General features: G+C 36.9%; 21 protein-coding genes and 1 pseudogene. 17 read left to right on the top strand and 5 right to left on the bottom strand.

Annotation, left to right across the window (positions count from 1 at the left end; translation table 11 throughout):
* The first annotated feature begins 121 nt into the window (after positions 1-121).
* Positions 122-811: a beta/alpha barrel domain-containing protein gene (locus EDX97_RS06495; RefSeq protein ID WP_128520352.1), complete on the top strand. Its 690-nt coding sequence runs from the start codon at positions 122-124 to the stop codon at positions 809-811.
* Positions 796-1575 (top strand): sorbitol-6-phosphate dehydrogenase subunit, encoded by a 780-nt coding sequence (locus EDX97_RS06490; protein ID WP_128520351.1) that lies wholly within the window; start codon positions 796-798, stop codon positions 1573-1575. The genes EDX97_RS06495 and EDX97_RS06490 overlap by 16 nt, the downstream gene beginning before the upstream one ends.
* Before the next feature lie 40 nt (positions 1576-1615).
* Here the strand turns inward: EDX97_RS06490 and EDX97_RS06485 are convergent, their stop codons facing one another.
* Genes EDX97_RS06485 through EDX97_RS06475 form a run of 3 tightly spaced genes read right to left on the bottom strand, consistent with a single transcriptional unit; the run spans position 1616 to position 4649 of the window.
* On the bottom strand, positions 1616-2041 hold the full coding sequence (locus EDX97_RS06485; protein WP_128520350.1) for a hypothetical protein: 426 nt from the start codon (positions 2039-2041) through the stop codon (positions 1616-1618).
* Between the two features lie 10 nt (positions 2042-2051).
* Positions 2052-2714, bottom strand: a complete 663-nt coding sequence (locus EDX97_RS06480; RefSeq protein WP_128520349.1) for a hypothetical protein — start codon at positions 2712-2714, stop codon at positions 2052-2054.
* 15 nt (positions 2715-2729) lie between these two features.
* Positions 2730-4649 (bottom strand): BglG family transcription antiterminator, encoded by a 1920-nt coding sequence (locus EDX97_RS06475; protein ID WP_128520348.1) that lies wholly within the window; start codon positions 4647-4649, stop codon positions 2730-2732.
* 314 nt (positions 4650-4963) lie between these two features.
* On the opposite strand from EDX97_RS06475, the gene EDX97_RS06470 reads away from it, so the two are divergent.
* The 15 genes and pseudogenes from EDX97_RS06470 to EDX97_RS06400 all read left to right on the top strand — a co-directional run bounded on the left by EDX97_RS06470 (position 4964) and on the right by EDX97_RS06400 (position 18343).
* Complete coding sequence (locus EDX97_RS06470) at positions 4964-5401, top strand: PTS sugar transporter subunit IIA (protein WP_128520347.1); 438 nt, start codon at positions 4964-4966, stop codon at positions 5399-5401.
* Positions 5402-5427: 26 nt separating this feature from the next.
* On the top strand, positions 5428-5907 hold the full coding sequence (locus tag EDX97_RS06465; protein WP_128520346.1) for a PTS sugar transporter subunit IIB: 480 nt from the start codon (positions 5428-5430) through the stop codon (positions 5905-5907).
* Between the two features lie 50 nt (positions 5908-5957).
* The gene (locus tag EDX97_RS06460; RefSeq protein WP_128520345.1) at positions 5958-6755 is read left to right on the top strand and encodes a PTS mannose/fructose/sorbose/N-acetylgalactosamine transporter subunit IIC; all 798 of its coding nucleotides are present in this window, start codon (positions 5958-5960) and stop codon (positions 6753-6755) included.
* Position 6756: 1 nt separating this feature from the next.
* On the top strand, positions 6757-7611 hold the full coding sequence (locus EDX97_RS06455) for a PTS system mannose/fructose/sorbose family transporter subunit IID (protein WP_128520344.1): 855 nt from the start codon (positions 6757-6759) through the stop codon (positions 7609-7611).
* A 56-nt stretch (positions 7612-7667) separates the two neighbouring features.
* Entirely contained in the window at positions 7668-8486 is an 819-nt protein-coding gene (locus EDX97_RS06450; RefSeq protein ID WP_128520343.1) for a transketolase, read from the top strand.
* Positions 8486-9282 (top strand): annotated as a pseudogene (locus EDX97_RS06445) (transketolase family protein); the annotation flags it as partial. The gene EDX97_RS06450 and the pseudogene EDX97_RS06445, both read left to right, overlap by 1 nt.
* 120 nt (positions 9283-9402) lie before the next feature.
* Positions 9403-9513, top strand: a complete 111-nt coding sequence (locus EDX97_RS12260; RefSeq protein WP_420884696.1) for a hypothetical protein — start codon at positions 9403-9405, stop codon at positions 9511-9513.
* The gene (gene rpiB, locus EDX97_RS06435) at positions 9510-9950 is read left to right on the top strand and encodes a ribose 5-phosphate isomerase B (protein ID WP_128520342.1); all 441 of its coding nucleotides are present in this window, start codon (positions 9510-9512) and stop codon (positions 9948-9950) included. Before EDX97_RS12260 ends, rpiB begins: the two co-directional genes overlap by 4 nt.
* A 176-nt stretch (positions 9951-10126) precedes the next feature.
* Positions 10127-11479 (top strand): sn-glycerol-1-phosphate dehydrogenase, encoded by a 1353-nt coding sequence (locus EDX97_RS06430; RefSeq protein WP_183164297.1) that lies wholly within the window; start codon positions 10127-10129, stop codon positions 11477-11479.
* 146 nt (positions 11480-11625) lie between these two features.
* A complete protein-coding gene (locus EDX97_RS06425) occupies positions 11626-12672 on the top strand; it encodes a zinc-dependent alcohol dehydrogenase (RefSeq protein WP_128520340.1) in 1047 nt (348 codons plus the stop codon).
* Between the two features lie 8 nt (positions 12673-12680).
* Positions 12681-13538: a class II fructose-bisphosphate aldolase gene (locus tag EDX97_RS06420; RefSeq protein ID WP_128520339.1), complete on the top strand. Its 858-nt coding sequence runs from the start codon at positions 12681-12683 to the stop codon at positions 13536-13538.
* Positions 13531-14277 carry a cupin domain-containing protein gene (locus EDX97_RS06415; RefSeq protein WP_183164296.1) on the top strand — a complete coding sequence of 249 codons (747 nt, stop codon included), beginning with the start codon at positions 13531-13533 and terminating at the stop codon, positions 14275-14277. Before EDX97_RS06420 ends, EDX97_RS06415 begins: the two co-directional genes overlap by 8 nt.
* Positions 14278-14291: 14 nt before the next feature.
* The gene (locus EDX97_RS12155) at positions 14292-16088 is read left to right on the top strand and encodes an iron-containing alcohol dehydrogenase (protein ID WP_338076164.1); all 1797 of its coding nucleotides are present in this window, start codon (positions 14292-14294) and stop codon (positions 16086-16088) included.
* Positions 16089-16249: 161 nt separating this feature from the next.
* Complete coding sequence (locus tag EDX97_RS06405) at positions 16250-17302, top strand: zinc-dependent alcohol dehydrogenase (protein ID WP_221175901.1); 1053 nt, start codon at positions 16250-16252, stop codon at positions 17300-17302.
* 66 nt (positions 17303-17368) lie between these two features.
* On the top strand, positions 17369-18343 hold the full coding sequence (locus tag EDX97_RS06400) for a sugar-binding transcriptional regulator (RefSeq protein WP_128520337.1): 975 nt from the start codon (positions 17369-17371) through the stop codon (positions 18341-18343).
* A 188-nt stretch (positions 18344-18531) separates the two neighbouring features.
* Here the strand turns inward: EDX97_RS06400 and EDX97_RS06395 are convergent, their stop codons facing one another.
* Together EDX97_RS06395 and EDX97_RS06390 are read right to left on the bottom strand one after the other, a co-directional pair.
* Entirely contained in the window at positions 18532-19347 is an 816-nt protein-coding gene (locus tag EDX97_RS06395) for a Cof-type HAD-IIB family hydrolase (protein ID WP_128520336.1), read from the bottom strand.
* A 34-nt stretch (positions 19348-19381) separates the two neighbouring features.
* The gene (locus EDX97_RS06390) at positions 19382-21481 is read right to left on the bottom strand and encodes a BglG family transcription antiterminator (protein ID WP_183164295.1); all 2100 of its coding nucleotides are present in this window, start codon (positions 21479-21481) and stop codon (positions 19382-19384) included.
* Positions 21482-21485: the final 4 nt, after the last annotated feature.

Below are 21485 nucleotides of genomic sequence, written 5' to 3'. Positions count from 1 at the left end.
AAAATAACCTCCATGATCGATATCAATCATAGTATACCGAGAAAATTGATTGATAATCAACATTTTGGACACCAATTGAAACAAATATCATTCTTTTTTATAGTGTAATTGGAGGAAATGTATGGGTATAAAAGTATCAGCCTCTTTGATGTGTATGGATTTACTTCATATCGCATCTCAGGTACAAATATTAGAAAATTATATTGATGAATTCCATATGGATATCATTGATTGGCATTATTGTAAGAACATGGCATTGGCACCGTGTTTCATGAAAGCGATACGAACGATCAGTTCTGTTCCAATGGAAGCACATTTATATGTAGACAACATTGATATGGATCTTATTGATTTATGCTGTGAAAGTGGTGCAAATATCATTACAATGCCACCAGAAATCATTGATCGGAAATTGTTTCATATCCATAGAGAATTGAAAAAGCGACATGTTGGTTTTGGGATTTCCTTGAATCCATCAATGAATGTGGATGTTATTATTCCCTATGGACATTTGATTGATCGATTATTGATCCTAAGTGTGGATCCTGGCTTTGCGGGACAGCCCTTTATCGAAACAACATATGATCGTATCCAAAAAGCAGTCCAATTGCGTGAAGAAAATCATTGGCATTATCAAATTGAAGTAGATGGTTGTTGCAATGAAAAATATTATCAAAAACTCTATCAATCGGGAGCCGATGTATTTATTGTTGGTGGCAGTGGTTTGTTTTCAAAAAGTAAGGATATCGAAAAGGCAGCACGTACTTGTTTGGATTTGATAAAAAAGGAGACGCTATGCAGAAATGGTTAGATTTAGAAAATAAAGTAGTGATCGTAACGGGTGGTTCTTCTGGTATCGGAAAAAGAATGTGTCAATCATTTATGGAACAAGGCGCACAAGTGGTCATTGTTGATTTGCATACTCCAGAAGAAATGGAAAGTTGCACGTTTATTTGTTGTGATGTAACAAGTAAAGATGAAGTAGAACAGATGGTCTGTCAAGTAATGGAAATATTTGGTCATATTGATGTGCTTGTGAACAATGCCGGTGTGTCGATACCACGTTTATTGGTGGATGCGGATTCCAGATATGAATTAGATGATACTGTATTTGATAAAACAATGGATGTGAATGTGAAAGGAGCTTTTCATTGTGCACAAGCCTGTGCAAAATCTATGCTGCGTCAACATCACGGTGTCATTCTTAATATTAGCAGTGAATGCAGCAAAGAAGGAAGTTTAGCGCAAAGTGTTTATAGTGCTTCCAAAGCGGCTATTGAAAGCTTGACGCGATCTTGGGCGAAGGAACTCAGTCCTCAGGGAATCCGTGTGGTTGCCATTGCTCCCGGTCCCATGGAAGCGACTGCCTTATTTAGTGCATCCTATATCGATGCGATGTGTCATTGCCGTCATATCCAACCCGAAGCGATTGGAACGACGTATCATGCTGCTACTTTAATGGGTAGAGAAGGCCATTTGGAAGAAATTGCCAATACGGTTCTTTTCTTGGCTAGTGATCGAGCTAGTTTTATTACCGGAACGACAATCAATGTTTCGGGTGGAAAATCGCGATAAGAAAAGACCCTCTTTGAAATAAACAAAGAGGGTCGTGTTGTTATTTTTCTTCTAGTTTTTCAATTAACATTTGGACATTTCTAAGTTGGTCTTTTACGTTGATACCAATCGCAGTCAATGAAAAATTGATTCTTACCAATTCGCCTTGTAACTTAAATGTTACCACGTACTTGAATGCTTTTTTTAGGATATCCAATTGTTCGATATCTTGAAAAGGAATGGAAAAACGACCCGTTGGTACTGTCACATTTAAGGAAGAAAGCGTAACAATATTGAAATGGGTATTTGTTAACCCAATATAGGCATACGTATTCATCCATTGAATGCGTTTTGGCTTCGGATCGATTGCATAAGCAAGCATTTTCGGCGTACATAATACGATTGTTGCCCAAACCTTTGTGATATAGTTTTGATCGATTTCATCTAATAATTCGTTTTTTGCATCTTCTGATAATGTGAGTGCCATGGTTTATCTCCTATAATAATGCTTGGATCTGGGCTTCATAGGTAGTTCCCTTGCAATTCTTTAAAGCACTCTCCAAATATTTTTTACTTTCTTTTTTATTATGTAAATAAGAATATTGTAAACCAATCAAATACTCAAAGACACCGATACGTACTCGCTTTGCTGGATTGGTATAAGCATCTGTTTCTTTTTTTAAAGGCTCCAAGCGAGCTTTGATATCACGAATATGTTCGCTTTTTCTTTCTCCTAAGATACTATACATTAGCTGCATCGTTTCGACCTCAACTTGATTGGTGTCATGTAGCTGACAGATATCGAGCATTTTTTTAGCTTGTTCGTATTTCTCTTGTTCTAAATAAAAATAGAATGCGCGTTTTGCTACCAATGATCTTTGTTCATCATTCATTTTGATTTTTTCAAATAAATCATTGATTTGTTGACTGATTTTTTTTGTATCATTTTGCATAAAATAAGCATTCAGACGCATAAATTCGCGATTAAAAGGGCGATAACTAAAAGTACACCAGAATCCATCCAATACTTGTTCAAATTCTTTGTATTTTCCTTGGTCGAGATATTCTGTTAATTTCTTATAGACAATGCGTTTTTGTATCATTGGCAATAGTAGACCGATGCCCACCGCAATACAAACAATGACCAAGATCCAATTCATATACGATCTTCCTTTCTATGATTTACTAATGATTTGTGATTTTAATTTATTTTCACAAAGTGCCTTAAATTCATCAAAATTATTTACATAAGAAATTTGTTTAATAAAGTCGGGATTAAATAAAGCGGGAGATAAGAAATCCCAAGCACGGAATGCTTCAAGATTGCTTTTTTCAATGCACAATAAGAAAACAACTTGTACATGATTTCCTTCGTTATCCCATACAATAGGCTTTTTCAATAAGATCTCACCGATGAAAGAATCTTCCAAATTGGCATTCATAGGGTGAAGGATGGCAATCTTATTACCAAAATACGTGCTTCCAAATTCTTCACGTAATTCAATTTCTTCGGAAAGATTTTTTACTTTATATAATGAAACCGCTTTATTGACCAACCAATCTTGTGTTTGTTTTTTGTTGCTAAAGTCTTTGATGGCAAATAAGCGAGGATCAAATAAACAAAGGGTATCATCAATGTTTTTAAATCCTTCAATCCGGACTTTGATTTTTTCAAGTTCTTTGTCATTTGGAAAAAAATTGATCTTAGTTGCAAGGCCTACTTCTGTTGCACGGTTGTCTTCGGTAGAGAAGAACAATTCGTAGTTATCTAGATTTAGGGTCTCTAATTCATGGGTATTCACAAATTTGATCATTGAAATATATTTTTGGAATTTATCGTATAGGAATTGTTCCAATAAAAAATATTGGGATCGTTGTAAATTTGTGATAATACATATTTTTTTGCCACCATTGCTGTTTTGCTGTTCATTTAAGCTCTTATTAAAATAAATGGCTAAAAAAGCGGTTTCACTTTCTTTGATCTTACATTGAAATTGTTCACTTAATAAATAAGAAAAATATGTGGCGATTTCAAAGGCATAGGAAAAACTTTGTTTGATATAATCGAGCATTTCATTTTTAATTTGAATGTTGTTTTTTGCTCGGGATATCAATGGTTCACAATGTAGAGCCAGTGACATACGCAAGTTCATATCGTGTGTGAAATCCGTTGGATAGACTTGGCGTATACGTTCCAGTGCTTCAAAGATGAAGTCATTGATTTCATCCGAAATATAATGAATGTTTTTGACATTGCTATGATTGCTAATATATAAAGCCAAAAAATTGATTTCTGGTTGAGGGACGCGGATATGAAAATGCTTTTCAATGCGAGTATAAATCTTATTAGCAATCTTTAATTCCAGGTCCAAATCGGATTGATTATCGATATCTTCTTCATTTAAATAGAAGAAATCTTTGATACGTAGAACGGAGATATTGATCCAGATAATAATATTCTGAAACTCTACATCTGAAATGGGATATTGCTCATGTAGAAATTCATCCATTAATATTTTTCGAATACTTTCCATGCGATTCCCTTCCATATCAGAAAGGGGATTGCTCGATATAATATTGAAATTGTTATTATCGTTATCAATCAAACACATCCGTCGGTCTCGTTCTAATCCATCCACCCATACATAGCCAACAGACTGAATCAATTTTAAAGAAAATTTATTCAATATTTGTTCGACTTCTTTTAAATCGTTGATTAAAGTCGATTTTGAAACATAAATGTAATCTGCACATTGTGAAAGAGGCACACTTTTTCTTTGCTTCATTAGATAATTGAGCAATTTGTGAATGCGACCGTCCTTTTCACTGAGTGATTCTTCATTTTGGCTTTTTAAGCTGGATAGATATTCATCAAATTTTTTTTGATCGTGTACAACGAGTCGAGTACCGAAGGGCACTTTGGATTCGATTGAAAATGAAGATTCATTCTGCATTTCTTTTTTGATCACTTTTAAATCATTTTGCACAGTTCGTAAGCTTACATTGAGTTCATCAGAAAAGTGGTTTGCTTTTAGATATTCATTTTCATGTTCGCAAAATTGTAAGAATATTTCGACTTGCCGTTTTGTTAACATGATCATCCTCCTTTTCTGCAATCAAGCAATTATGAATAGAACATAATTTCACAATTGCATAATTTGCACTTATTTATAACTAATGATATGTGAGTTTATCATCGTTGAATTTAAACAATTTCATAAATACTGTGCAAAATGTTAGTCTGCATAATTAATCACGCAATTCGTTACCGCTTACAAATACGATGGTTGCGCAATGATTGTGCATTTGTTGGATACATCCTTTTAAAAAAACAAATTAAAATAGCATTGTAAGTTGAAAACGCTATCAACCACGTTTTCATCCAATGATGAAATTCCGGGGGTAAATTATGAGAATTGTCTTAGTATCACATGGTTCTTTTTCAAAAGGATTGTATGAAACAATGGAAATGGTTTTAGGGCCACAAGAAAAATTGGCTTATATAGGATTATATCCACATCAAGGTATTGATGAGTTAAAAGCCAATATCGAAGCAGAATTTAAAAAAGCAGATCCAGACGAAGAAATTCTGGTTTTGACGGATTTATTCTATGGTAGTCCATTTAATGCTGTTGTTCAATTGATGAGCAAATGGGATGTGTATCATCTAACAGGAATCAACGTTCCTCTATTAATGGAAATCCTATTAATGAGAGGTAACGATAAAAGTGCATCCGAAATTTGTGATGAAACATTAAAATTAGCCACAAATACAGTGTCCGATGTCCGAAAATATTTAGAGGACCTGAAAAAAGCAGATGTTCCATCCGACGAAGATGACTTTTAAAAAAATAATAAGGAGGAGTAAGAAGTATGCGTAACATTGTATGGTGTCGTGTAGACGACCGATTGATTCACGGCGAAGTAGTAACGGCTTGGATCCCGTTCACTCACGCCAACCGTGTTGTTGTGGTGGATGATGAGGTAGCAAAGGATGATTTTAACAAACGAGTATTGAAATCCTTAGCACCAGCTGGTACACAAGTGGCAGTGTTAACCGTTGCCGGAGCGACCAAAGCACTACAAAAAGATCCAAAACCAGGAGAACGTGTATTGTTGCTAACAAAATCGCCAATCGTATTCGAACAGTTGTTAGATGGTGGCGTTGCCATTAAGCAAGTGAACTTAGGCGGTATGGGTATTCGTGGTGATCGTCAACCATTTGTCAACAACGTATCGGCGAGTCCAGCCGAAGTAGATTCGATTCGCCGTATGAAAAATGAAAAAGGCGTAGATGTCTTTTATCAGTTAGTACCTGAGCAGAAGGTAATTGATATTTCTAACTTGCTATAAAAATATCAAAATAAATTTCTGCTAGACATAATAGAAAAGGAGAGAAAAGTATGTCTGTATTTCAAGCAGTGCTTCTTGGAATCCTGTATTGGATTGGAGAAGCCAATTTACCATTTGTTGGATTGTGGACAATTCAACGACCATTAGTTTGTGGTTGGATTGCAGGTATCATCTTGGGAGACCCATTAAAGGGTGCCATGGTTGGTGCTTCAATCAACTTAGTTTATCTAGGTTTCATTTCAGCCGGAGGTTCAATGCCAGCCGATATGGCTTTGGCCGGAACATTAGGCGCTGCCTTTGCCATCACGGGTAACTTAGATGCCAAAACAGCATTGGCATTAGCCGTTCCTATTGGAATCTTGGGTACATTGGTATGGTATACTCGTATGACTATTGACTCTGTATGGGTTCACTTAGGAGATAAATTTGTTGCGAACGAACAATATCACAAATTATGGATTGCCAACGTTTTATTGCCTCAAATCATGTCCGCATGCATTTGTGTTATTCCAGCCTCTTTAGCAGCTTATTTTGGTGCAAGTTATATTACACCAATCGTTAAAGCATTATCTGGTACACCATTAACGATCTTCCAGATCATTGGTGGTATGATGCCTGCATTAGGAATCGCAATCACATTACAATACATCTTTAAAGGTGAATCTCGTGTATTCTTGTTCTTAGGATTTGTTGTAGCTGTATATTCAGGATTGGCTTTGTTGCCTCAAGGTGTCATCGCATTCTTGGTAGCATTGGTTTATATTCAATTACGCTACAGTGGTGGAGCAGGAGAAGCTCAAACAGAAGCAGCGGGTGCCGCTGATACCGATGAAGAGGAGGATTTCTAAGATGCCAGATATTAAAGCAGATGCTAAACATGTCATTCCTAAAAACCATTTGTATCATGCTGCATTTAACTGGGAGACATGGGTTCAAACAAACTATAACTATGAACGTATGATGGGTATGGCTTGTGGTCACACATTTGTACCTGTTATTGATGACTTGTACAAAGGGGATCCAGACGGAGATGCAAAACGTAAAGAAGTTATGCAACGTGAAATGGAATTCTTTAACGTCCATCCAGAATTTGGATCTTGTATCTTAGGTATGGCTATTGCCCTTGAAGAACAAAAATCATTGGGTGAACCAATTACTGGTGAATTCATTACTTCATTGAAAACATCATTGATGGGACCACTTGCTGGTATTGGTGATACTATTTGGCAAGGTGTATTGATTCCAATCTTATTGGCTATCCTTATTGACATTACTTTGAATTTTAAAACTGTATTAGGTGCTGTCATTTATTTGATTTTGATGCTTGTCATTACCTATGTATTTAGTTTTGCTAACTTCTTCTTCGGATACAATGCCGGATCGAATGCAATCCTGGATTTCTTGGAAAAAGGTTTATTGAACAAGATCTTGCTAGGTGCACAAGTTATGGGTTGTATGGTAATGGGAGGATTGATTGCCAACTATGTAAACGTAAGTTGTGGTTTGGTATTGGTTACTTCCGGATCGAAGTTTGTTGTACAAAAATCATTATTTGATGCCGTAATGCCTAAGATTTTGCCTTTTGCTTTCACATTCTTAGTTTACTGGTTAATGGCTAGCAAGAAGTGGAGCTCTTTAAAAGTTATCGGTTTGATTATTGTAATTGCCGTTGTTGGTGGATTAACTGGTATCTTAGCTGCATAAGGTATTAAGAATTTGCGGTGTAAAATTACACCGCATTTTTTATCGGAGGAACAGAAATGAATAAAGAAGAATTAAAAAAACATGCAAACAATGTTCGCAAGAATATCTTGACTGCTGTCTATTCGGGTCAATCAGGTCATCCAGGTGGATCCTTATCAGCAGCGGATGTCTTGACGTATCTGTATTTTGAAGTGATGGACATCAACAAAGACAATGTCAAAGGAATCGATCGTGATCGTTTCGTATTGAGCAAGGGACATGTTACACCTGCTTTATACAGTGTTTTGGCAGAAAAAGGCTTTTTGACAGAGGATGATATCAAGACGTTCCGTAAATTTGGTTCCAAATTGCAGGGACATCCAAATATGAACTATATCGATGCCGTCGATATGTCAACGGGATCATTGGGTCAAGGTGTATCCACGGCTGTTGGAATGGCTATCGCCAATAAGTTAGACAACAATAAACATCATATCTTCACTTTATTAGGTGATGGTGAATGCCAGGAAGGTGAAGTATGGGAAGCTGCTATGGCAGCGAGCCATTATGGCCTGGACAATATCACATTCATGGTTGACTGCAACCACTTGCAGATCGATGGAAAAGTGGAAGATGTCATGAATGTCTATCCATTGGACAAGAAATTTGAAGCGTTTGGTTTTGAGGTCATCAAAGCCTATGGTCATGATTTTGATGATATCAAGGCAGCATTTGATTATGCCTTGAGCGTAAAGCGCAAACCAGCATGTATTTTGTGGAACACGACCAAAGGAAAAGGTGTCAGCTTCATGGAAGACCAGGCCGGATGGCATGGTAAGGCACCAAACAAAGAACAATATGAACAAGCAATGGCAGAATTGGAGGGCAATGAATAATGGCAAAACAGGCAACCCGTGCAGCCTATGGAGAGGCAATTGCAGAATTAGTGCAAGAAAATAAAAATGTTGTCGTATTGGATGCAGACTTAGCAGGCAGTACGAAATCAGGCGAAGCCAAGAAAGTATGTCCCGAACGTCATTTTGATATGGGAATTGCCGAAGGCAATATGATGGCAGTAGCAGCTGGACTGGCAGCCAGCGGCAAGATCGCGTATGCATCGACCTTTGCGGTATTCGCAACTGGACGTGCCTATGACCAGGTGCGCAACAGTATCTGCTATCCAAACTTGAATGTAAAGATTTGTGCAACGCATGCAGGTATCACCGTTGGTGAAGATGGTGCATCGCACCAGGCATTGGAAGATATTGCTTTGATGCGTGCCATCCCAAATATGCATGTCTTCCAACCATGTGATGGACCAGAAGCTAAAGCTATCGTTAAGGCCGTAGCCAATATTGATGGACCATGTTATGTCCGTCTAGGAAGATTGGCGGTTGAATCGGTCAATGATCCAGAGACCTATACATATGAATATGGTAAAGGTATCGTCATGCAAAAAGGTGAAAAAGTCGCTATTGTCGCAACTGGTATGATGGTACAGGAAGCTTTGGAAGCTGCAAAAGAATTGGATTTTGATCCAACGGTAGTCAATATCAATACGATCAAACCAATCGATGCGGATTTGATCAAAGAATTGGCCAAGACCCATGATGCGATCGTAACGGTTGAAGAACACAATGTGATCGGCGGCTTAGGCGGAGCGGTAGCGGAAGTATTGGCTTCAGAAACCGANAAGAATTGGCCAAGACCCATGATGCGATCGTAACGGTTGAAGAACACAATGTGATCGGCGGCTTAGGCGGAGCGGTAGCGGAAGTATTGGCTTCAGAAACCGATCGTTGTCCACAATATATGATGGGTGTACAGGATACATTCGGACAAAGTGGTACACCAGCTGAATTGTTGGATCACTATGGATTAAACGCAAAACATATCAAAGAATTTGTGGAGGCCATTAAATGAAAATTGCCATTGGAAATGATCACGGAGCCGTAGACTATAAGAATACGATCATGGAAATGTTGCGCAATGAAGGACATGAAGTTATTGATTGTGGAACAGATAGTTATGAAAGTTGCGATTATGTCGATTTTGGTAAGGCAGTAGCTGAAAAAGTAGCTAATCATGAAGTAGAAAAAGGGATTGTGATTTGTGGAACAGGTATTGGCATTTCGATTGCTGCCAACAAAGTGAAAGGCATTCGTTGTGGTCTTTGTACCAATACCACGATGGCGCGTTTAACACGTGAGCATAATGATGCCAATGTGTTATCCATGGGACAACGAATCATTGGTATTGAAGTGGCAAAAGACATTGTACATACCTTTTTATCAACGCCTTTTAGTAATGGAGAACGTCATAAAAGACGTATTGAAAAATTAGCTGAAATGGAAAAATAGGTGCTTCGAAAAGAAGCACCTTTTTCATAATCATTATGCAATATGCAACTGGATAAAACCGGCCAGATTGCGTAATTCTATGCGCAAAGGATGGCACCTTTCATCCATGAAAGATTGTTATGATTCGAATAGGTCAAAGGTAATAATCTTAGAAAAAATGAAAGGTGGTAATGATTATGTCAAATGCACCTAAATTGGCTGATTACTTAGGAAAGCCATTTAAATGTAGTTGCGGACGTACCCATTCTACAGGATTAGAAGGATGTACAGTCGGCGCTGGCGTATTAACGTCTTTAGTTGATTACGTAGAAAAATATGGATTTAAGAAAGTATATGTTGCTTGTGATGAAATCACGTACGGAATTGCTGGTGAAAAAGTCATGAATATCCTTCATGATGCGAATATTGATGCCAAAGCACATGTATTTACAGGCGGACGCTTTATTCCAAATGAAGAATCTTTAGGTAAACTGATGATTGATGCACCAAGAGATTTGGATTTGGTTGTTGCGGTTGGTACTGGATCCATCAATGATATGTGTCGTTTCTTCAGTTATCAAATGAATGTACCATATGCCATTGTAGCAACAGCGGCTCCGATGGATGGTTTTGCATCCAGTGGTGCTGCATTGATGGTTGATAACATTAAACAAACGATTCCTGCGCAAACACCATTATTCATCATTGGTGACACCGATATTTTGTGTGGTGCACCAGCTCGTATGATTTCAGCTGGACTTGGTGATTTGCTTGGAAAATTTACTTGTTTGAATGATTGGCGAATTTCAAAAATCATAAATGATGAATATTATTGTGATACAGTTGTAAATTTGGTAAAAGATTGCATTGAAAATGTATTGACCAATGCGGATAAAGCGGCAAGCCGCGATCCAAAAGTCATTGGTGATATCATGGAAGGCCTTGTATTAACTGGTGTTGCTATGAGTTTTGTTGGTAATTCACGTCCAGCAGCTGGTTGTGAACACCACTTAAATCATTATTGGGAAGCAATCGAAATTCAAAATGGTCAAATTCCAGTACTTCATGGAATCGAAGTTGGATTGGCTGAAGTTGTAATCTTGAAAATGACAGAATTCCTTCGTGAATCTCGTCCAGACTTTGATGCGGCTCGTGCTAAAGCAAAACAATATGATCAAGCTGCTTGGGAAGCAAAGATGAAAGAAGTCTATGGTACAGCAAGCGATGCAATCATTGAATTGGAACATGAATCGAAGAAGAATGAACCAGAAGGACGTTTAAAACGTATCGATAAAATTGAAGAGAATTGGGATGAAATTGTTAAATTGATGAATGATTATATGCCAACATCGGATCGTATGATCGAAATCTTGAAGAGCTTAGATGCTCCATATTTCCCTTCTCAAGTTGGATTCAGTGATGAAATGTTATACAACGCATTGGTATATGGAAAAGAAAATCGTGCTCGTTATACCATGTTATCTATGATGGGAGATTTAGGCGTCTTAGAAGACCTAGCGAATAAAGTGGTTGCATTTGTTAATGAATAAATGACCAAAAAATAGGAATGATCCACTCGGCCAAAAACTCTTCTCTTTATGTAAAGAAATATCTCAACTTAAAGGATCATTGCTATTTTATTGGAGTATCTTCGGATACTCCTATATTTGTTTATAGAAAAAGGAGATAAAAAAATATGAAAGCTTGTGTTCTTGTTGCCCCGAAAACGTATGAGGTTAAAGATATCGAAGTTCCAGAATTAAAAGATGGACAAGTATTATTACGTGTTTTGACAGCGGCGATTTGTGTCAATGATGTGCGTGATTATCAAGGTGAAAATAAATTTTCATATCCACATATTGGTGGGCATGAATATTGTGCAGTCGTTGAAAAAATAGGACCGAATGTAAATGAAAATCTAATTCATGTCGGTGATCATGTCATTAATTATATCATTGATGATTGTGGCATTTGTGACGATTGTAAACACGGTCATGAAAATATTTGTAGTGAATTCATGAATGGTCTAAATTACAACAATCCGGATGGATATTCTGGATTCTATGGATTTGCAGAATATGCCGTAGCCGATGCTCGTGATTTGTATGTATATCCAAAAGAAACGCCTTCTGACGTAGCTTCTTTAACGGAGCCATTGGCTTGTGTCATCAATAGTATCCAGCGTACACCAATCAAAATGGGAGATGATGTCGTTGTTTTAGGCGGTGGTGTCATGGGATTGCTTCATGTGATCTGTGCTAAGAAACAAGGGGCACGAGTAATCGTGAGTGAAGTCAATCCAGAACGTGCTGCTGTTGCTCGTCAATTGGGTGCCGATGTAACGATCAATCCAATGGAATCGGATGTAGTTGAACAAATAAAAGATTTAACAAATGGACGTGGAGCTAATGTGGTCTTTAATACCACAGCCATTCCGAGTGTAGCTGCTCAAGCCATCGAAATGACGGCAAAGAGTGGCTACTGCAATATTTTTAGTTCCATTCATCCAAACAAACCAATTGAAGTGGATGCTGGACGTTTACATAAAGCGGAGATCTATGTAACCGGCACACAAAATGGCACAAAAGAATCGTTCCGTCGTGCGATTGATTGTATCAGTAAAGGTATTGTGGATTTAAAACCTGTTATTTCAAGAACCTATGCACCCGAAGATATTGTGGAAGCCTTAGATTTTGCTGCAAGTCCAGAATCATACAAAGTATTGATTGAATTTTCAAAATAGGAGGAACCATGTTAGCAGATTTAAATGAAGTATTTCAAATCGCAAATGAGAAAAAGATTGCGATTGGTGCATTCAATGTTGTTAATTTTGAACATATTCAAGCTATTTTAGAAGCAGCTGAAAAACTGAATATGCCAACCATTTTAGCATTTGCCCAGACCCACGAAGAAAATGATATTGCCTATCTCGAAGAGATGGGCCCTGTCATGGTTTTGATGGCCAAACGCGCAAAAGTACCTGTTGTCGTCCACTTGGATCATGGTGTAGATCTGGACTATATTGAAAAAGCTTTGAAATTAGGCTTTACCTCCATGATGTTTGATGGCTCTTCTTTGCCTTATGAAGAAAATGTCAAGATGACTCAAAAAGCAGTAGCGCTTGCCAAGAAATATGGAGTAACCATTGAAGCAGAAATTGGCAAAATGGCAGGAATCACCTTAAATAATGAAGGAATCACCGAAAATCGTAAATCGGATCGTAGCATGTATACCGATCCAGCTGAAGCTAAGGATTTTGTTGAAAAAACCGGAGTGGATTGTTTGGCTGCTTCTTTTGGAACCGTACACGGCGAATATTTTGCCGAACCAAATCTAGATTTTGCATTGGTCAAAGAACTCAGTGAACAAACCGGTGTGCCAATTGTGATGCATGGCGGCAGTGGGGTATCCCATGAAGACTATAAGAAAGTCATTGCCAATGGAGTTCGCAAGATCAACTATTATACATATATGGATAAAGCTGGCGGTGATGCCGTATCGAAACAAGGCCCATATAAGATGTTTAGTGATGCTGCCAAAGTAGGACGTATTGCGATGGAAAAAGATGTTGAATCAGCAATGCGTTGTTTTGTCAATATGGATGAATAGGAATAATATGGAAGCCGAACGAATTATCCGAAATAATGAATACGATATGAAAGCGTATGAGCATATCAATTCACACAATAAGAAATTGATGTATCAACGAGAATTTGTTCAAGTTCCCAATCGTATGTTAGTCAAACGAATGATCTATCCAGAAGGGAACATGATCACCAATCATGAGCATCATTGTGCGCATGGTGACTTTGTATTAAAAGGAACGATGCATACAAATGTGGGTGATTTTGGTCCAGGCGATTTTGTCTGGTTTAAAGAAGGCTACAAAATGTATCATGGTGCAACGGATGAAGCCGTTGATGTTTTATACATGACCAATAAACCATTGGATATGGTCTATTATGATGAACCATACAGTCATGAATCGGATGATTCAAATAGTGCAATCTGTTTGCCAAAAAATAGTTATGACATGAAAGATTTTCCACATACGAATTCGAAAACGAAAAAGACGTTGTATCAAAAGTTTTTTGTGGAAGATGAAGAAACGGGTGCCACGATCAAACGAATCATTTACCCAGCTGGTTGTATGATTCCTTGGCATACCCATACATGTAATCATGGACTTTATGTTTTAAAAGGAAAATTAGTCACCAATGTGGGTGATTTTGGACCTGGAGACTTTGTTTGGTTCAAAGCAGGTACCCAGATGTACCATGGGGCAGAAGAGGAGGATGTGGATGTATTGTTCATGTCTGATTCAAAGGTAGATATCAACTATTTATAGAAAGTGTATGAACTATGGATAAAACATTTCGTTTCAAATCAACATCGATACAGGTGTATCATGATCGAATATCCATCAAACAGATGTTTCTGAGTGAAGACTTTAAGAAAATGGATATTATGGATATACGACAAGAAAAAAATATGTTGTATATACAAACACGTAGGAATCAATTTAAAATCAAAATTCCAAAGGGACAGGCACAAGAAGCGGATGCTTTATTCCAATATTTGACAGATCAAAAAGAGGAAAGTCAAACCATTGAAAATGTAAAAGTCAATTATTTGGGTGGTCATCCACAAATGCCGGAAGAAGGCTGGGCCGAATTGGATATTCGGAATGATCGTTTATTACTATCGACGTTTCAAAGAACTGCACAAATTGATTATAAAAACATTCGGACATTGCGTTATGAGAATGAAGTTCAAATTGTTCACAGACTACCCAAAGAACGCTTGTCTTTGTTGAGTACATTGGCTGTGCGTTTGCGATCTTGTCCCAATGCATCCAAATACTACTTTACGATTTATTTTACGAATGCTTTGGGAGATCTGTTTTGTGTGGTATTGGGTGGCAAACAAGCCAAACATGCCTATGACATTGTCGTGTCTGCATGTCGAAAATCTCATGGTATAATGGATACAAAGAAAACAGGAGATGTAAAACCTATGAATAATTTTACTTATTACATTCCTACGCGTATCCATTTTGGGAAAGGAATGATTTCACATTTGAGTGAAATTACGCAAAAGAACATATTGCTTGTATATGGTGGGGGATCTATTAAACGCAATGGCATTTATGATGCAGCCTTAAAGGAATTATCTGGTCATGAAATTTTTGAATTGCCCGGTGTAGAACCCAATCCGCGTATTGAAACCGTTCGCAAAGGTGTACAAATTTGTCAGGATAATCAAATCGAAGCGGTTTTGGCGATTGGTGGTGGTTCATCCATTGATTGTGCCAAAGTTATAGCTGCAGCAGCCGTATATGAAGGAGATGCCTGGGATCTTGTGATGGACAACGATAAGATTCAATCGGCTTTGCCTATTTATGTGGTGTTGACCATGGCTGCAACGGGATCGGAAATGGATAATGTCGGTGTGATTTCGGATATGGACCTACAAATCAAAAAAGGCGTACATTCGGATCATATTTTCCCAACGATGTCAATCTTGGATCCAACATATACCTACACATTGCCAAAACGACAAACAGCGGCCGGAACGGCTGATATCATGTCCCATACCTTTGAAAATTATTTCACCAATGTAGAAGGCGCGTATCTGCAAGCACGGTTTGCGGAAGGTTTATTGAAAACATTGATTCATTATGGCCCAATTGCCATCAAAGATCCAACCAATTATGATGCTCGCGCGAATTTGATGTGGTGTTCCAGCAATGCCATTAATGGCCTATTGAAAAAAGGCGCCGAAGTCAAATGGTGTGTACATGGCATGGAACATCAATTAAGTGCAGTCTATGATGTGACCCATGGAGAAGGACTTGCCATCTTGACACCGGTTTGGATGGAATATATCCTTGATCAGAAAGTCGATGCCTTTGCGACATATGGAATTAATGTATGGAATATTGATGCAAAGAAAGATAAACGAACCATTGCCAAAGAAGCCATTGAAAAAACAAAACATTTCTTATTTAACGAATTAGGATGTCCAAGAACCTTGCGTGAAGTAGGTATCACCGATGAAAAGAATTTCAAGGCCATGGCTGAAAAAGCAGTATGTAAAGGTAGCTTTGTTGATTTGTCTGTAGAAGATATTATTGAAATCTATCGAAGAGCGTTATGAGACTGAGAAATCGGTCTCTTTTTTTTATATAAAGTAGTCATAATTCCATATATATGAAATAAAGTTAATTTTGAATTGACAATTTATTTTGGATTTCTATAATAAAAGTAAATAAAGAACAAATGCACATAATAATGGGTATAAACAACAGGAGGTAAAGAGTGAGCAAATTACCAAAAATAATGACCTTTTCTTGTCTAGTGAAAAAAGGACAATGTGAAATTCGAAAACGACCAATTCCTGTCTTGAAAGACTATGATGTATTGATCAAAATGAAAGCTTGCAATATTTGTACAGTGGATTATCAACAATTTATGGGATTGAGAGAACACCAAGGCTATCCGATGGCTGGTGGACATGAAGGATGTGGTGAAATCATTGCGATAGGATCCAAAGTCAAGGATTTTCAAATTGGTGATCTCGTTGCACTGGGATATCAAGGTTGTGGACATTGTCTGGAATGTCGACATGGCAATGTTTCCGCTTGTGAAAGCTTTCGACAAGAAAGCGAAGATGGCTATAAGTTTGGTGAGTTTGGTTTCGCAGAGTACACGGTAAAATCAGTGGATGGCCTATATAAATTAAATCCAGATTTAGATCCATCGCAAGCGGCTTTTACCGAGCCGTTGGCAACTGTGATCAGTGGTATGAAAAAAGTTCATGTTAAACCATTTGAAACCGTTGTCGTGATTGGCGCAGGACCCATGGGATTATTGAATGCATTAGTAGCCCGTGCTTACGGAGCACGCGTCATTGTATCAGAGTTGTTGGATGCTAAATTAGAAACTGCTCGTCAGATGGGATTTCTTGTGGTGGATTCCAAAATGGAGGATCCAGTACAAAGAGTAATGGAAATAACGGATGACGATGGAGCTGATGTTGTGATTGGTGCCGTAGCAAACTCCAAAGCATATGAACAGGGCATTTCGATGCTTAAGAAGTCACAGGGACGGTTTCTTGTATTCGCGGCAGGACATCCCGAACCAGAACTACATATATCAGCCAATGATATCCATTATAAAGAAATGGAAATAGTTGGCACCTATGGTGGTACCAATGAAGATTTTGAAGACGCAGCCAAGGCTTTGAGCACAGGTATGATCGATATCTCCGCTTTGGTGGAAGCCAGATATCCTTTAAAAGATATGCAAAAGGCTTATCAAGCAGCCGTCGATGGTAATTATCGTATCAGTATTGTTTTTCATGATGAGTAGAAAATGGTTGCATTCAAACTCTATCTATTCAACAATATTTAATAGAATGAAATAGGAGAGAAATATATGCGTGATGACCGATTCATTTATAAAGTTGTAGAGATGTATTATCGAAAGGGAATGTCTCAACTACAAATTGGCAAGAAATTGAATGTTTCTCGTACAACCGTTTTCCGTGCCTTGGAAAAAGCCAAAAAAGAAGGGTATGTACAAGTTGTGATCAATCGTCCACAAGGTCTTCTGATCAGCAAAGAAGAAGCATTGGAAAAAAAGTTTCATCTGCAAGAAGCCATTATTGTATATAAAGAAGAAAAGGATTCGCTCTCCATTCGAGAAGAAATTGCCTATTATCTTTCTGATTTTTTATTGCGCACTCTGCATAATGATATGACAATTGCACTCAGTCGAGGAAAAACACTTCAACAATCGGTAGCTTTTTTGGAAAAAGACATGCGATTAAAGTTTCAAAAATATCACAACGTAAAATTGTTACCACTCATGGGATCTACTAACTATAATCCATCCAATGATTATGAATATCGCTTTTCTTATTCGAACTATTTGATAGAACGCTTGGCAACTATATTGAATTGTGACGGCTATCAATTATTATCGCCATTGATGGTATCCACACCCGAAGTAAAACAAACATTGATTCGAGAAAAAAGTATAAAAGAAATACTCGATATGGCCGAACATGCAGATCTAGGAATAACAGGTATCAGTACGATTGAACCCGATTCGAATGCAATGGGAGATCCAATGTTGGATCAAGAAATGATTCATGAATTATCCACGCAAAAAGGTGTTGGTGAAGTGGTTGGCCAAATTATTGATGAAAATGGGGATATTGTCCAAATGACGTATCACGATCAATTGATGGCATTGGATCTGGAAGCCTTTCGAAAGATTCCCGTTCGTGTTGGTGCCGCTGGTGGTCTGGAAAAGAAAGAAGCTATCCTCTCTGTATTAAAAGGAGAATGGATCAATGTATTGATTACTGATGAGGAAGTAGCAAACTATCTTTTGGAAATAGAATAAGGAACAACATATGACAGACAATAAGAAAGTAGAAGTATTGGATAACCTGAAGGATGCATAGCCGAACACGGAGCAACTGCTTATGAAGATTGTATTTGCACTCAATTTAGTAATAAAAGCCATAAAAATGCTTTACGAAAGACTGGCATATCAAAAATAAAGAGTGAAGATTTAACCATCTTCACTTTTTATGTGTTTAGTACATGTTCTTGAATGAAATGATAGAATCCATCCTCATTATTTGTATATTGTGTAATATGATCCGCTACTTGTTTGACATCTTTAGTTCCATTTTTCATGCATACACCAATGCCAGCAGCTTTGATTAAGGAATAGTCATTAGTCGTATCACCAAATGCCATGCAACTTTCTATGGAAATATTTAATTGTTTGCATGCGATATGTAGAGCGGAGCCTTTATTTGTATTTTTATCCATAAATTCTAATAAGTGACTGGATGATTGCATCATGGAAATAGGTAATTCATACAATTGTTTAGCGATTTCTTTCATGTGATTCATCTGGTCTGGTTGACAAAAAATGGATACTTTATCGACATCATGCGTGAATAGATAATCTTTTAAGTCAACAATATTTTCCGGCTCTTGATATTTTATGGCATCAGCATGTAAATCAGCGTCGGTTGATTCTTGAAATCGATCGGCTCCATTGCGTGCAAAAAAACAGCCTCCAGTATCTTTAAAGGTTTCATATATTTTCCAAGCCACTTTATTTGGAATTTTATTTTGACATATTAAATGATTACTTTGTGGTTGAAAAATTTGAAGGCCATTCCCACCAATGATGATATCGATGAAAGAATCGATTTTCCAATCCTTAGACAATTCAAAAACCGATTGATAATCACGACCAGAAGCCAAACCAAAATAAATACCCTTTTCTTTCAATCGTGCAATGGTTTGATGATTCAACAAAGATACTTTCTTTTCATTATTGAGTAATGTGTTATCTAAATCTGTGATCACAAATTGTACTGCATTCATATTTCACTATACAAAATCCTTTCTCTTATTTATTTTAGTAATCACTCAATGTATATTCAAATTTTTCAATTATTTTATTAGCCTCAGCCGCAGAATCCGTAGCATTTAATTCTTGTAAGAATTTCTCGTTTTGCCAAAGACTAAGTAAATGAAAAAGAGCACGTAAATGATTTTTTTGATTGATGGAAGATAAAGTCACAACGTATCGTACAGGATCGAGCTCTTCAACACCAAACGGAATAGGATTTAATAAACGAATCATGCTCATACCTGTTTTATAACTTCCATCATTAAGTCCAGCATGAGGAATAGCTAAGCCAGGTGCGATTTCAATATAGGGTCCATATTCTTCCACCCCATGAATCATGCTGGCTATATAACGATTTTCAATATAACCATATTTTAATAAAGGTTGTGCAGATTTTCGTATAGCTTCTTTCCAGTCTTTACATGCAACATCAAAATCAATGAATTCAGGTGTCAATAAATGATGCAGAAATGGCGATGCATTATCAATTTCATTCACGGGTTGAATACGATTAAAATATCGATGGATTGCCTTTTTTACATTTTCATAAAGAATATCCGCTTTTTCTGGTACTTCATTGATCAAAATTGGACGTATAGCATCCATAACGCCTATTTCTGAAACTTCAGAAGTATGCGAATTAACAGGCATATGATTATGTAAGCGTAATTCGGTAATCTTATTCCCAATTAAGATATAATCATCTTCCGTTAAATGTGGTGTGATATTGATAAATTCAATGGGGGCATCGTAAATAGGGATGACCGAAATCAATAAGTCAGCACTATTTTCGTTTAAACTATCAATCTCATAACTAGAAATGATACCGACGACATTTACATGAAAATACTTTACGAGTTTTGCTTGAATCAGTTGTGAAGTTCCAATACCGGCATTGCAAACCAAAATCACATTATAGTTGATCTTGGTGGTTTTATATCGCTCTATGGCTGCACAAAAATGAATAACAATATACATGATATCGGTTTCACTTAAAGGCCGATGAAAGAATTCTCTGACAATACCAATATTGTTGTTGACTGCTTTAATGATTGTTTTTTGTGTAGAACGAATATCCTGCAGAACCGGGTTTTCAGCTGTTTCTGTTATGGATTCATGATAGATAGAGTTCAAATGATTGGATAGGTTTTCATAAAGTTGATAATCTCTTGTTAAATCAATTCGTAAATCATTGGATACATATTCAATCAATTTCCGAGTTAAAACTTGAATAGCAATGGTCTCTCTATCATTGGATACTAATAATGAATAATGCAACATATTTTTAATGATATAACCTAATGCATTTATTTCTTTTTCGTTTGGTTCGATGACACTGTATTGACATATATAGCGCAATATATCTTGTGCAAAATGATATTCGTCCCCAAATGAAGGTATGTGTGTATCGATATAGAATCCACGAAGGTTACGTTCGATCATAAGCTCTAAATAAAAACTAAGTAGGTTAGACGAGTCTTTGGTAAATTGAATATGATATTCACTCTCAATTTCTGTAATAATATTATGAATCATATTGCGATCGACATCGTTTAAAAAAATAACATGATCTAATAAATACGTAATGAAGACATCATTTGGATCATTGTCCAATATTAAAATGCGGACCAAAGCTTCACGACATGTGATTTCGTCGTTATTAATGCAAAGCCCTTTATTTTGATGCGTATGTAGTTGAATTTGGACCTGCTCAAGATATTTTTTAATAGATGGTAAATCATTGATTATGGTTGTTCTTGAAACATACAATTGGTTAGCTAGTTCAGATAAAGTCGTATAATCTTGTTTCATGAGCAAAATACAGGAAACAGCAATAATGCGTTCTTGTGGGCTTAATTTATATTCATATAGATCATCAATTTGAAGATATTTCCGACATGAAGAAAAATCACGATTTACTTGAACCAATCCATTTTTTTCAATATTAATTTTTGTGAATCCATAGTTGTATAGAAATTCATTAATCGTTTTTATTTCATTTCGAATGGTACGCACAGTCACATGATAAGAATTGGCAAGATCATGCAAGGAATAATTGGTTGGTTTTGATAAATCATTTATTAAATCGATAGTTCTCCTTTTCATGTTA

Origin of the sequence: Absicoccus porci (assembly GCF_003725415.1) — a bacterium.
GTDB classification, from domain to species: domain Bacteria; phylum Bacillota_I; class Bacilli_A; order Erysipelotrichales; family Erysipelotrichaceae; genus Absicoccus; species Absicoccus porci.
This window is presented reverse-complemented; position numbering and strand designations above follow the sequence as displayed.